General features: G+C 61.3%; 11 protein-coding genes. 8 read left to right on the top strand and 3 right to left on the bottom strand.

The features are described from left to right. Nucleotides 1–678: 678 nt before the first annotated feature. The 8 genes from BM004_RS27270 to BM004_RS27305 all read left to right on the top strand — a co-directional run bounded on the left by BM004_RS27270 (nt 679) and on the right by BM004_RS27305 (nt 8,756). Nucleotides 679–2,868 (top strand): GNAT family N-acetyltransferase, encoded by a 2,190-nt coding sequence (locus BM004_RS27270; protein WP_093218225.1) that lies wholly within the window; start codon nt 679–681, stop codon nt 2,866–2,868. Continuing rightward, on the top strand, nt 2,834–3,319 hold the full coding sequence (locus BM004_RS27275; protein ID WP_093218227.1) for an ASCH domain-containing protein: 486 nt from the start codon (nt 2,834–2,836) through the stop codon (nt 3,317–3,319). Before BM004_RS27270 ends, BM004_RS27275 begins: the two co-directional genes overlap by 35 nt. A gap of 726 nt (nt 3,320–4,045) precedes the next feature. Continuing rightward, nucleotides 4,046–4,570, top strand: coding sequence for an HAD domain-containing protein (locus BM004_RS27280; RefSeq protein ID WP_256220072.1), 525 nt, complete (start codon nt 4,046–4,048; stop codon nt 4,568–4,570). Beyond that, a complete protein-coding gene (locus BM004_RS27285) occupies nt 4,567–5,517 on the top strand; it encodes a metallophosphoesterase (protein WP_093218230.1) in 951 nt (316 codons plus the stop codon). The genes BM004_RS27280 and BM004_RS27285 overlap by 4 nt, the downstream gene beginning before the upstream one ends. Before the next feature lie 91 nt (nt 5,518–5,608). Further along, entirely contained in the window at nt 5,609–6,061 is a 453-nt protein-coding gene (locus BM004_RS27290) for an HAD domain-containing protein (protein ID WP_093218420.1), read from the top strand. Beyond that, nucleotides 6,058–6,894 carry a metallophosphoesterase gene (locus tag BM004_RS27295; RefSeq protein WP_093218232.1) on the top strand — a complete coding sequence of 279 codons (837 nt, stop codon included), beginning with the start codon at nt 6,058–6,060 and terminating at the stop codon, nt 6,892–6,894. The genes BM004_RS27290 and BM004_RS27295 overlap by 4 nt, the downstream gene beginning before the upstream one ends. Further along, on the top strand, nt 6,875–8,224 hold the full coding sequence (locus BM004_RS27300; RefSeq protein WP_093218233.1) for a type II toxin-antitoxin system HipA family toxin: 1,350 nt from the start codon (nt 6,875–6,877) through the stop codon (nt 8,222–8,224). The genes BM004_RS27295 and BM004_RS27300 overlap by 20 nt, the downstream gene beginning before the upstream one ends. A gap of 13 nt (nt 8,225–8,237) precedes the next feature. Continuing rightward, on the top strand, nt 8,238–8,756 hold the full coding sequence (locus BM004_RS27305) for a GDSL-type esterase/lipase family protein (protein WP_093218235.1): 519 nt from the start codon (nt 8,238–8,240) through the stop codon (nt 8,754–8,756). A 48-nt stretch (nt 8,757–8,804) separates the two neighbouring features. Here the strand turns inward: BM004_RS27305 and BM004_RS27310 are convergent, their stop codons facing one another. From BM004_RS27310 to BM004_RS27320, 3 genes are read right to left on the bottom strand one after another with little or no spacing between them, the layout of a single operon-like run. Next, nucleotides 8,805–10,586 carry a GMC family oxidoreductase gene (locus BM004_RS27310; RefSeq protein WP_218152736.1) on the bottom strand — a complete coding sequence of 594 codons (1,782 nt, stop codon included), beginning with the start codon at nt 10,584–10,586 and terminating at the stop codon, nt 8,805–8,807. A gap of 2 nt (nt 10,587–10,588) precedes the next feature. Beyond that, nucleotides 10,589–11,326 (bottom strand): gluconate 2-dehydrogenase subunit 3 family protein, encoded by a 738-nt coding sequence (locus BM004_RS27315; protein ID WP_093218237.1) that lies wholly within the window; start codon nt 11,324–11,326, stop codon nt 10,589–10,591. Nucleotides 11,327–11,351: 25 nt separating this feature from the next. After that, on the bottom strand, nt 11,352–12,707 hold the full coding sequence (locus BM004_RS27320) for a cytochrome c (protein ID WP_093218238.1): 1,356 nt from the start codon (nt 12,705–12,707) through the stop codon (nt 11,352–11,354). Between the last annotated feature and the right edge of the window lie 86 nt (nt 12,708–12,793).

Raw genomic sequence — 12,793 nt, forward strand, 5'->3', positions numbered from 1 at the left:
GTCTTTCCTCGTGCGAGTGAGTAGGGATTCGAGACCCGTTCCTGACGCAAATTTCGCATCGGATTTCGAATGCGTTATTTGTATACAAAAACTGCACGCAATCAAGAGCATTCGGGAAATCATATATCCGTAGATTCCCTGATGCGGTGCTGATGCTCAATAAAGTGCGTCGGGAAAATAAAGTGCGTCGCCATGTCGACGATTCCGTCGCGGGGCTGGGGAGTTCGCTGCGCCTAGTAGCGAATGGCTGTTTTCATCTGTCGATGCGACCGCAGTTACACATACTTCTCCGACAACACCAGAGGCATCGCAGGAAAGTCGAATGGGTCGATGCTTCCGATCTCTACGCCTGCACTCTCTGACCCAAGCTGACAAGGACTTTGTAGCGTTCGGTGTAATATACTGTATATAAATACAGTAAAAATGCGTCCAGCCACCATCACTACCGAATTCATGCCGAGCGCGCGCAGGCCAGTGCCGAGCGCGGGGGCGCTTGGTCGAGCTTGGCAAACTGTGCAATCGGAGAGAAGACCGATATCGGAAGACACAGTCCCCCTCGCAGGCGCCTATGGTCGGCCGTTACCTTCATTGAGGGGGCCTCGCCCGCCTAACGAAAACGTGCGTAACAAATTCGATACAGTCGACCTCATCGCCAGACAAAGGTGGAGGGGGAACTGCATGGGAACAAAGAAGCTTGCAATAGAGCTGCTTTTGAAGCGCCAGGACGTGATTCCATACGTGCGGCAAGTCGTCGAGGCAGCAGAGAGCGATCGGGCAGCACTGGGGTGGTTTCCATTCAAGGTATTTGAAGAAGCCGCGATAAGCGAGAAGCTGATCGTGACGCTCGCTCGTGAGGGTGATCAGGTCAGCTACGCTGGACATCTGCTGTTCGCCACCACGTTCCCGCGCGGGCATATCATGCAAATCCATGTGTCTTCCAGCTACCGCCGGCAGGGAGTCGCAAAGAAGCAACTGGATTTCCTCAAGAGTCATTTGGCGGGACTCAACTACATCTCCATCGGGGCTCGAGTCGCCGAAGACCTACGCATGTCGCAGGAGTTCTGGCAAAGCCAGGACTTCTATGCCCATGGAACAACTCCGGGCGGAAAAACCCGCGGCCGAACTCTGGTCCTGCGCAGCCACGAACTGCCGACCCAGCAGCTCTTTGCGACGAGCGGGCTGACGCACCGAGATCCGCTTGGCCTGGCGGTCGACCCCGCGACTGCGACGAAGCTGTACCTGCTGGACCTCAACGTCCTGTTCGACCTTGGACCGCGGAGGGCGCGACATCAGGACGTCGTCGACTTGTTTGCACTCGAGCGTCTAGGTGTCTGCCGCTTGGCACTGAGCACGGAGTTCGATGCCGAACTAGCCCGCTCGGCGACCAGCGGCAAAACGGATCCGATGCAAGGCCTGGGTCAAATCTTTCCGAAGTTCGCAGCACCTTCAGGCGATGACTGGGATCAGTTCGTCAAAGAAATCGGCCCCATGGTGTTCCCGGAGCGCCATGCGGCAGAGAAATTGACGAAGAACGACCTGTCGGACTTGCGCCATCTCGCGACTGTCATTCATCACAATCTTGCGGGTCTGGTCACGAGCGATGGTTCGATCCGTGATGCCGCAGCGATGCTGCGCATCCGCTACGGGATCGAGGTTCTCTCTCCCGCAGCTTTCAAGATTCTTGGGGAGCTGGATTCCGGGATCGGTGCCATCACTGCAAGTACCCGAGTCACATTGGATCTGGAAGAGCTTGCATCGGGTCAGGAGCAGGGTGTTCGAGCCCTGTTGACCGATCTGGGCGTCTCGGTGAGCGGCCAGTCAAGCCATTGGGCTGCGGATGATGGACGCAACAGAGCATGCCATCGCTACATCGTGCTGGAAGGACCGCGCGTCATCGGCTATCTCATGTGGCCCAGCAGCTTCCGGGGTAGTACATGCGATGCCTTCATCGCGATCGATGAAAGCTCGGCATGTGCCAAGGATGCTGCACGCCTGATGATCGTTCACCTCACGGGGCGAGCAAAGGAGCAGGTTCAGCGCGTTCGTCTGAACCTCGCCCCGCAACAGGCTTCAGTGAGAGAAATCGCGTTGGAAGTCGGTTTCACTGGCACAGACAAGACGCAGGAGCTGAACAAGGTTTCATTGAACGGTGTTCTTGTTCCCGAGAACTGGGCCGCACTGCGCGCCGAACTGTTGAAGGTGAGTGAGATTGGGCTCCCGAAAGCGATGCCCACTTTCCGGGATGCGGACCAATACTTCGAGCTGCAGCGCCCGGATGGCCAGCGTACGCAGTTGACAACCTTCGCCCTGGAAACCTTGCTCTCTCCGGCATTGATTTGCATGGCCGGCAGACCGGGTGTGCTCGTGCCGATTCAGCGGGATTATTCCGAGCATCTTCTCGATCACCTCGATCAGATGCAACTGCTCCCGCATGGCAAAGCGTTGCTGTATCAACAGCGCCACTACCTGAGTGCTCCCAGGACGCTCAAAGTGTTCCAGCGCGGCAGTCTCATGCTCTTCTACGAGTCGAACAAGGGTAAGGGACTGAAGGCCGTTGTCGCAATCGCAAGAGTGATAAATGCGTACCTGAGCTCAGAAGGCGCCGTCGAGAGAGCAGACCTGGAGCGATCCGCGCTGGAACCAAGCGACCTCGTGGCGATCGGAAAATCTGAAACCAAAGCCGTGGTCGTCTTCGACAATCTGATGAAGTTGCCGCATCCGGTGCCGCTCGAAAGCCTCCGACGATTCGGTTGTGGCCAGGCAACCCAATTGCTCACGAGTCGTCCACTCACTCCTGATCAAATCCGAAACATTCTCCTTGAAGGACTCCAACATGAGCGCTCCGCAGAACGTCCTGATCTCTCTTGAAGAGCGGCACGCGGAAAAAATTCTTGATGGAACAAAGACCGTCGAGCTGCGCCGTCGCCCCATGCACGTCGCAATCGGTGCGACTGTCTGGTTCTATGTGAAAGTGCCGGTTGGCAGCGTGATCGGATGCGCCAAGGTGGCGGGCGTCCACACGCTTGCACCAAGCACGCTCTGGAATCGTTTCGGCCCGGTCTCTGGCCTTCAGCGCCGTGAATTTTTCGATTACTTCTCGGGGTTGCCGACGGCGTTTGCCCTGAACCTCAAGGAGCCCTGCAGGCTTGCAAAGCCGATTCCACTCAGCGAGCTGCGGGATGTTTCGAGCGGATTTCACCCACCGCAGTTCTTCGCGAACGTCGCGAGTGATGGCCCTCTGCTCTTGGCCATGAGTCGCGGTCTGCAGTCAAAGCGCTCAACTGGGCTGCGGCACGAACCAGCCCTTTCCCTCGTGTAGTTCACCTAGCGATCAAGTTGCGAACGCCATCTAACTCGGTGCCCCTAAGTCGGCTTTCTTCCACCACCATACTTGTGCAACGTCATCTGTGTGGGAATGGCTGAGTCGTTGTCACCATTGAGTTATTTGCTCCGTGCCGTACTACTTCACGGAGTAATTAAAGTGCGCATGAAAAATTAAAAAATCATGTGTGCGAAATAGTTTCCTCTACAAGAAGAGCGGCGATGTCATTTGATCGGAGGGTGGCAGCATTTCCACCTGGCGCAGAAGAAGAGTGGGGAATCGTCATCGACCAGTTGCGTGCACGCAGTGTCAGAAGCTAAGATGGCTCGGCATAGATCACTTTTGACTTTACGAATCCCCCATGTTCAAGCTCTCGGCCACTACCGCCAAATGCGTCAGCATCGATGCAGGTGTGGTTATGCGCGTGGTGATTCGCTCGGGATGTTCAGGCCAGTCGGCGAACCGAATAGCAGTGGTGGCATCGCCTCTTCTCGCCCTCGTTCCCCAGTCTTAAGGAGCTGACATTTTTGGCTCCATCTAGGAGCCCAGAATGTTCAGCCGAATCAGTTTTCTCCTCCTCTCTCCCTTGGGCACGCTGCCCAAATTGATGTTCCTTGGCGACTCGGCCGTAGTCAGGAAATCAAGCGCCTCAATCCCACGCAGATCGCCGACCTATAAGACACCACTGTTTCTGCTGGGGGCGAGGTCTCAATGGTGAAAGCGATGCCGATCCACGACGCCCCCGGCCGCGCCGGTGACTCCAGCGATCTGCTGTTCCTGGATGTAGACGGTGTTCTTCATCCTGTCGGCGCGGACTACTCGTTCAGCAGCAGGTTCTTCAGTCATTTGCCGCGGCTGGAAGAGCTCCTGCGCGAGTTCAGGTCTGTCGATATCGTCATCTCGTCGGATTGGCGACTGGCCGAAAGCATCGAGCAACTGCAACAGTATTTCAGCGATGACATCCGGCACCGGATCATCGGAGCGACGCCGCAGATTGACCCAAGTGTCGTCGTCCGACACCGACGCCAGTTAGAGATCCAGGCCTGGCTCTATGGAAACGGCAGCCATGACGCAGAGTGGGTCGCACTTGACGATTGGCCCGGGAGCTTTGAAGCGGGCTTCGCGCGGCTCGTGCTCACCGATCCCCAACGCGCGTTCGATCAAGATAGCTTCCAGGAGCTGCGCTCGCACTTCATTCGGTTCGCGGCTGGCCGATGCACTGTCGTCACTTCGACGCACATGAGATGAAAACTCATATCTCGTCGGACCTCCACGCGCGATCCGAACACGACCAGTCGAAGCCGAAGCTGATGTTCTTCGGCGACCCGCACGGCGATCTCGATCCGGTGATCGCCGCGGTCGAGCGCTTTCGGCCTGAGGCGATCGTGCTGCTAGGTGACATCCAGGCGCGCCGGCCTCTGCACGTCGAGTTGAAGCCGATCCTGGATCTCACCGAGATCTGGTTCATCCATGGGAATCACGATACGGACTCGGGCTCGGACGCCGCCTACGACAACCTGTGGGGATCGAAGCTCGCGCATCGAAATCTCGATGGCCGTGTGATCTCCGTCGCCGGGTACAGGGTCGCGGGCCTGGGCGGCGTCTTCCGCAGCAAGATCTGGGATCCGCGACGGCCGATTGAGGAAGCTGCGTTCCAGTCGAGCGATGCCATGCGCCGAACCATGAAGCGCGAAGAGCGCTGGCGCGACGGCATCTCGCGTCGGCACCGATCGTCGATCTTCCCAGCCGACTACCAACACCTACTGCGGAGCGGTCCTGCCAACATCCTGGTGACGCACGAAGCGCCTTCGGCTCATCCGCACGGCTGGCGGGTGATCGACGAGCTTGCCGAGAAGCTCGGCGTTCTGTTGGTGGTACATGGCCATCATCACCAGAACATAAATTACGCCGAGGAGGGCTTGATGCCCGCTGCGGGACCGTTTCGCGCCTTCGGGGTAGACATGGGCTCGTACCTAGCATGGCCACGGGATCCGCACGAGAAAACTGGGTTGGGAAGTCCTTCACAAGACTTGCTGAATCTCGCTGAGCAAGTGTTCGGCGCAGAGGCCCGAGTATGGCTGGACAAACCGCACGAATGGCTCGATGGCCAAACGCCAGCAGCGTTCGCCGCCGGAGGCGGTTCGAAAAAGGTGCGATCGATCCTCAACGCGATTCAAAACGGCGGGGTCGTGTGATCAACGCCGCGACGCCCTTCTGCGCCTTCGACGCCGACATGGGCTCGTGCCTGACGTGGCCACTTGGCGGAAGCCGGCTGGGAGGTCCGGAGTGATCCTGTTCCTCGACTTCGACGGCGTGCTCCATCCCGAAGGGGAGGACCACATCCACAACGGCGGCGTCGACTTCTGTTTCCTGCCCCGGCTCGAGGCACTGCTGCGCGAATTCCCGCATGTGAGGATCGTCATCAGCTCGAGTTGGCGCGAACAGCTTGCCTATCGGACCTTGCTCAAGCCTTTCTCCGATGACATTCGAGTTCGGATCATTGGCGCGACACCGCCTCGCGAATTCGGGCTTCCCCACCCATTCGCCCATCGCGAAGGAGAGATCCTCGCCTGGCTGCAGCTTCATGATGCCGTCGGTGAGCCATGGGTGGCACTCGATGACGCCGCATGGCAGTTCGACAGGTACAAGGATCACCTGGTCGTCTGCGGGTCGTTCATTGGATTCGACGACAAGGCGAGTGCGGCGCTTCGGGATCGCTTCGAAGAGGCGTCTCGATGAAAGTACTGGTTCTTTCAGACCTTCATCTCGAGTTCGCCCCCTTCGAGCTAGCACCTGATCTCCAGTTCGATGTCGCCATCCTCGCCGGTGACATCCATTCGCCAGCAGCGGCTGCCCTCGAGTGGGCAGCGGACCGGTTTCGCGGCAAGCCAATCATTCAGATCGCTGGCAATCACGAGTACTACCAGTCAGTGATGGACAGAGAGCTGGCAGAGATGCGAAGCCGCGCCAAGGAACTCGGCATCCACTTTCTCGATTGCGACGAGGTCGTGATCGCCGGCGTGCGCTTCCTTGGCTGCACTCTGTGGACTGACTTCCGCCTGCGCATCGACAATCCAGGCTTCGCGGGGCAGCCCGTGCGTCGGCTGTCCGATCGCCAGCGCTCCATGACGGAGAGCGCGCGCTACCTTGCCGACTACTCCGCCATCCGCATCGATGACCCGCAGACCTCCAACTCCCGCGGCACGCGGCGCTTGGTGCCGGCGGACACCTTGGAGATCCATCGGCGGCACCGCTCGTGGCTACGCGCGAAGCTGTCTGAGCCATTCAACGGGTCTACGGCGGTCGTCACCCACCACGCGCCGCACCGCAACTCTCTGGCGCCCCGGTTCGCTGGGGACTGGCTTTCGGGTGGATTCGTCAACGAGATGCCGCCCGACTTCTTCACGGTCCCGTCACTCTTCGTGCATGGGCATACGCATGACAGCTTCAATTACGAAGTCGGCACATGCCGGGTGGTGTGCAACCCGCGCGGGTACTTGAACCGGAAGGGGCAATTCGAGAACAAGGATTTCGATCCTGGGCTTGTCATCGATGTCCAATCCTGTGCGTGAGACCGCGATCGTTCAGATCCATCTGCGCGGCGAATGGCACGCCGCTGCCACCGTTCAGGCCCTGGGCTCTGACCGTTGCCGCGTGGAATATCTTCCGGAGTACGTCTTCGGCGTAGACGACCCGGTACCTATCGCGTCGGGCCTGCCCCTCGCCCTGGAGCCGGACAGGTTCGTGGACGGCCCGACCGGGCAGGAGGTAGATCGGCGAGCCAGTGCATTCCTCTATGACCTTGCTCCACAAGGCGAGGGGAGAAAGTACCTTCTCCAGCGCTTAGGACTGCAGGACGCGGAGAACCTGGTCCTGCCACTCGTCATGGCCGGCGCTTTCAATCCCATCGGCTGCTTGAGACTCGACTCGGCGCTTCAGTTCTTTCATGAGGAAGCACAGCACAACCCCGACACAACGGCGACAACCGGCTTCTCGGTGGAAGAAGTGTTCGGTCACAGCGAGGAGTTCCTGAACCATCTGTCGACGCATGCGATGCTGGCATCCGGTACTACCGGTGTCCAGGGCGTATCCCCAAAGTACCTTCTGAGCACCGATGAAGAGGGGCGTTGGTTTCCAGATATGACGGTGCCCGATGAACGCGCGCGCGCTCACTGGCTTCTCAAGCTGCCGCGCGGCAAGAGCAAAGCGGATCGGACAGTGCTGCGAAACGAAGGCGCCTACCTACGCTTGGCGGAGGCGTGCGGGCTGCGCGCGACCTCGGCGCCAGAGCTTCACGGCGATGTGCTGTTCTTGCGTCGCTTTGATCGACTGCTGGTGGAGGGCCGCCTGTACCGCTTGCATCAAGAAAGCCTGGCGAGTGTCTGCGACCTGCGCGGTTTCGGACTTCCCAAGAGCCAGCAGACGCTGCTGCGGGGGTTGCGGACCGTGGTAACCGATCCGCTTGGCGAGACGATCGAATTCATGTTGCGCGACGTCCTGAACCTAGCGATGCGCAACACCGACAACCACGCACGCAACACGGCTGTGCAGCGGCTGCCGGGCGGAACGGTGCAGCTCACACCCCTCTTCGACTTTGCTCCGATGTTCCTCGATCCGGAGATCATCCCGCGCAGCTGCCACTGGCAAGCCAGCGACGGTAAGGTGCAACGCGTCTGGACGGAAATTGTCGAAGGCCTGGAAGTTGATGACCGCGAGCGAGGCGCGATCGCCAAAGCCCTGCATCATTTCGCGCCAAGGATGGCCGCTTTGGCTGAAATCGCAAAAGACTGCGGCGTCGAGGCGCAGGTCATCGAGCCTTGCCGAATGACCATCGACGCCCAAGCGCAGCAACTCGATGCATTGGCAGCCCTGTTGCCCAAAGGGAAGTGCTCAAATGGGTAACATGCGATAAGGAGTGAACGCCGGCATCGGTGGTAACCAGATTCTCAATGACTCCGGGGGTGGCCCTTCTGCCCTCAGCCGGCTTGAGCGCGACGTACTGAATTTGTCGGGAGTCGGTGCCGTGATCTGGCTCGAGGGCATCAACGACTTGAATGCGGGGGCCTCGGCGGAGGCCGTAGTCAATGGGATCAAGTCAGGCGTGGCCATGATGCGTGCACGTCGACCTGGCTTGAAGATCATTCAAGCGACTATCCTTTCAAGCTTGGGCAGTCCGGCTCTTGGATATGGAACGCCCGAACTGAACACCCGCCGGCAGGTGGTCAACAGTTTCATTCGCACCGCGGGAATCTTCGACGCGGTGACCATTGATCCGAGCACAGGTCAACTACGGCCGGAGTTCCAGGCGAACAGCAGTACGGCCGCAATCGATTTTCTTCACCCCAACCGCGCCGGCTACCCGGCCATGGCTGGAGCAATCAATCTTGACCTGCTCGCTCCCCTGGGCATCCACAGGAGACCCAGGCGCCGTTGAACTGGTTGCTCTCTCGATCGATTCGAGTCTCTTTCGGGCACTTCCGAGTCAGACCAGTGCCGCAGGCCTCGCAATGTAGCGCTCGCGTATCGCCTTTGCCGACCAGTAGGCCAGCGCCGCAACCAGACCGGTCGGGTTGTAGCCCAGCCCCTGCGGGAACGCCGACGCACCGGGCACGAAGACGTTGTGCACGTCCCAACTCTGCAAGTACCGGTTGACCGCGCTGGTGCGCGGATCGGTGCCCATGATCGCTCCGCCGTTGAGGTGGGTGGTCTGGTAGCTGGTCGTGTCGAAGTGCTCGCCGAAGTTCTTGACGAACACGCGCACGGCCTTCGGGCCCATAGCCTCGGCGATGCCGCGCATCTTTTCCGCCATGAAGCGGGTCATGCGGATGTCGTTGTCCTTCCAGTCGAAGGTCATGCGCAGCAAGGGCAGGCCCCAGGCGTCCTTGTAGGTCGGGTCCAGGCTCAGGTAGTTGTCGTGGTAGCTCATGTGCGCGCCATGCGCATCCATCGACATCGTGTGCGTGTAATTGTCGGCAACGGCCTGCTTCCACGCGCTGCCCCAGCCGGGCGCACCCTCGGGCAACGAGATGCCGCTGATCGGCTTCACGCCGGCCTGGTTGACCCACATCGGCGAGCCGCCCACGAAGCCGAACGGGCCGTGGTCGAAGTTGTCGGCGTTGAAGTCGTCGATCGCCACGCCGTTGCCGCCCGCGCCGATGAAGGGGTTGGCATGCACGTCCTTGTCGAAGAAGGCCTTGATCGTCGCCATGTTCTGGTACGCGAAGTTGCGCCCGACGGTGCCTTTGCCGGTCGCCGGGTCGTAGGGCGTGCCGATGCCAGACAGCAGCATCAGCCGCACGTTGTGGAATTGGAACGCGCAGATGACGACGATGTCCGCCGGCTGCTCCACCTCGCGCCCTTGCGCATCGACATAAGTGACGCCGGTGGCGGTGCGGCGATCGGCAGCGAGGTTCACGCGCAGCACGTGCGCATGCGTGCGCAGTTCGAAGTTGGGCACTTGGCGCAGCGCCGGCAGCACGTTGACGTTGGGCGAGGCCTTCGAGTAGTTGTAGCAGACGTAGCCGCTGCAGTAGCCGCAGAAATTGCACGGCCCCATCTGGCAACCGTACGGATTGGTGTATGGCCCGGAGGCGTTGGCCGATGGCAGGTCGTAGGGGTGATAGCCCATCTTGGCCGCGGCATCGCCGAAGCGTTGTGCCGACACCGTGCGCTTCTGGGCGGGCAGCGGAAAGGCGTGCGAGCGGTCGGCCGCGAACGGGTTGCCGCCCTTGCCTTCGCCCACGTTCTTGCCAGCCACGGTCCACGCGGTGCCCGAGGTGCCGAACACCTTTTCAGCAAAGTCGAAATGCGGCTCCAGCTCTTCGTAGCTGACGCCGAAGTCCTGGATCGTCATGCCCTCGGGAATGAACTTCTTGCCGTAGCGCTCTTCGTAGTGGCTGCGCAGGCGCAGCTCGGCGGGGTCGACGCGGAAGTGCACGCCCGACCAGTGCAGCCCCGCGCCACCGACACCGGTTCCGGGCAGGAAGGCACCCAGCTGCCGATAGGGCAGCGCCGTGTCGTTCATGCCGTGGCGGATCGTCACCGTTTCGCGCGAGATGTCCTGGAACAGCTTGCGGCGGATGTTGTAGGTGAGCTCGTCAAGCACCTTGGGGTAGATGCCGTCGGTGGCCGTGTCCTGCATCGGGCCACGCTCGAGCGCGACCACGTTCAGGCCGGCCTCGGTCAGCTCCTTGGCCATGATCGCGCCGGTCCAGCCGAAGCCGACGATCACCACGTCGGCTTTCTTCATCGTGTTGCCGGCCATGCTCAGCCTCTCTGCCCACTCAAGGCCACGGGTGGCAGCGGGTACTTCACGTCCCGCTCGACCCAGTCCATGAAGTCGGCGCGCGCGCCAGGGAACCCGATCAGCGTCCAGCCTGCGAGGCCGCGGTTGCCGCCGTGCACCGGATCGGCGAAGAAGCCTTCGCGCACGTTCTGCAGCAGCATCGAGAAGAACAGCTTGGCCGGCACGACTTCGAACACGGCCTGGCCGGATTCGATCTCATGCAGCGCCGCGTCTTGCGCGTCCGCCGCAAGTTGAACGAAGGATTTGCCTTGCGCCTTCCGCACGAAACCGTCGGCGGCGGCAATGCCCAGGCGATAGATTTGCTGCGGGGTGAGCTGGGATTGATAGCCCATCGTGGCCGGTGCGTCGGCGTTGAATGGCCCTTGCATGTACCAGAGCTTGCCGGTGGCCCAGGGTGTGTCCATCTGCCGGTCGATGTACTCGGGCACGCCAGACTCCACAGCCCCGGGGCCCAATGCGTCGTTCGGGATCAGCCGCGCGCTGGCAGCATTGACGAAGGCCCATTCACCGGCGGTGAAGAACCGTGGCGCATAGGTGCCCGGTGCCGGATTGCTTGCTGTGGCCCCTCCTTGTCCGGCCGCCGACTGCCGGGTGTCGCACCCGGGAAGGACGGCGACGGCGAGGGTCGCTGCGCCCAATCCCTTGAACAGCTGGCGCCTCGATGGTGTTTGCGATGAGTCCGGTGCTGTCACGGGCATGCTCCTGTCTGGGTTCATGGGGCGGTCAACGCGCGGCAGCAGCTTGCGCGGCCCGCTCCTTCTCGATGGCGCGGCGGATCGTGCCGACTTGCTCAGCCTGCACGGCCGAAGCCTGGTTGCCCCAGCTCTGGCGCGTGAAGCTCGCTAACTGGGCCACCTCGTCGTCCGACAGGCGCCAGCCGAAGCCTGGCATGGCAAGCTCCGAGGGTGCGACGCGCGTGGCGGGCAGTCGGCTGCCGTCGAGAATCAGGCGGATCACCGAGCTCGGGTCGCTTGCCAACACGCTGGAATTCCCGGCCAGGCGCGGAAATGCTTGCGCATAGCCCAGGCCGTCGCTGCGATGGCAGGCCGCACAGTTGTCGACATACAGTTCGGTCCCGCGCGTCGCATTCACCCCCTGCCACAGGGCCTTGGCGGTCGCGGGATCGGCATTGAACGACGACGGCGAGTGCGCCGAAGGTGGCAGTGTCTTCAGGAACGCGGCGATGGCCTTCAAGTCATCTTCGCTCAGGTGCTGCGTGCTGTGCACGACGGCCTCGTTCATCGCCCCGCCCACCACCGCGCGCGACATGTTGCGCGCGCTGCGCAAGGTTGCGACGATGTCAGCAGTCGACCATGCGCCCAGTCCATCCGCCGGATTGCCGCGCAGGTTCACCGCCACCCATCCGTCGATGAGGGGCCCGCCGGCCAGGTAGTCGGCGCCGGACTCGTCCAGCGCTTTCTCCTGCATCGTCGGCGCCCGCGGCGTATGGCAACTGCCGCAATGACCCAGACCCTGCACCAGATATGCACCCCGCGCCACCGAGATGTCGGGATAGCGAGCGGGATCGAAGGCGACGGCATCCGGTTGCGGCGCAAATGCCTTGCGCCACAACGCCATCGGCCAGCGCATCGACAACGGCCAGGGGATACCGTGTGGATGCGGTGATGACTGGGCCGGCGTCACCCCGTGCATGAAAAAGGCGTACAGCGCGCGGACGTCGTCGTCGCTCATGCGCGCATACGACGGGTAGGGCATCGCGGGGTACAGCGAAGCGCCGTCGGCCCGGATACCGTGGCGCACTGCGCGATCGAAGTCGGCGAGCGTGTACTTGCCGATGCCGCTGTCGCGATCGGGCGTGATGTTGGTGCTGTACATCGCACCGATCGGTGAAGCCAGCGGCAGCCCGCCTGTGAATGGCATTCCGCCTGGGGACGTGTGGCAGGCCACGCAATCGCCGGCCTGGGCCAGGTAGCGGCCCTTGTCGATGAGAGCCTGCGAATTGCTGTCGGACGCGGTGGCGATGGTCCGCGTGGTCGTGGGCCACAGCGCAAGAATCAGCACCACGCCAACGACGAGGACGGTGATGCCTGCGAAGGCCCACAGAAACTTCTTCGTCATCGTTGCATGCTCCTAGTACTTCCAGGTGTCGTTAAGCAAAGGGTGGAGCAGACCGGCTCTTGATGGATTCTTCGTCTGAGGCGAAC

Origin of the sequence: Variovorax sp. OK212 (genome assembly GCF_900112425.1) — a bacterium.
In the GTDB taxonomy this organism is placed as follows: domain Bacteria; phylum Pseudomonadota; class Gammaproteobacteria; order Burkholderiales; family Burkholderiaceae_C; genus Variovorax.

What these genes read in the sequence shown, in the direction of transcription:
- BM004_RS27270 (WP_093218225.1), top strand. Translation starts at nt 679, where the DNA reads ATGGGAACAAAGAAGCTTGCAATAGAGCTGCTTTTGAAGCGCCAGGAC.
- BM004_RS27275 (WP_093218227.1), top strand. Translation starts at nt 2,834, where the DNA reads ATGAGCGCTCCGCAGAACGTCCTGATCTCTCTTGAAGAGCGGCACGCG.
- BM004_RS27280 (WP_256220072.1), top strand. Translation starts at nt 4,046, where the DNA reads ATGCCGATCCACGACGCCCCCGGCCGCGCCGGTGACTCCAGCGATCTG.
- BM004_RS27285 (WP_093218230.1), top strand. Translation starts at nt 4,567, where the DNA reads ATGAAAACTCATATCTCGTCGGACCTCCACGCGCGATCCGAACACGAC.
- BM004_RS27295 (WP_093218232.1), top strand. Translation starts at nt 6,058, where the DNA reads ATGAAAGTACTGGTTCTTTCAGACCTTCATCTCGAGTTCGCCCCCTTC.
- BM004_RS27300 (WP_093218233.1), top strand. Translation starts at nt 6,875, where the DNA reads ATGTCCAATCCTGTGCGTGAGACCGCGATCGTTCAGATCCATCTGCGC.
- BM004_RS27310 (WP_218152736.1), bottom strand. Translation starts at nt 10,586, where the DNA reads ATGGCCGGCAACACGATGAAGAAAGCCGACGTGGTGATCGTCGGCTTC.
- BM004_RS27315 (WP_093218237.1), bottom strand. Translation starts at nt 11,326, where the DNA reads ATGCCCGTGACAGCACCGGACTCATCGCAAACACCATCGAGGCGCCAG.
- BM004_RS27320 (WP_093218238.1), bottom strand. Translation starts at nt 12,707, where the DNA reads ATGACGAAGAAGTTTCTGTGGGCCTTCGCAGGCATCACCGTCCTCGTC.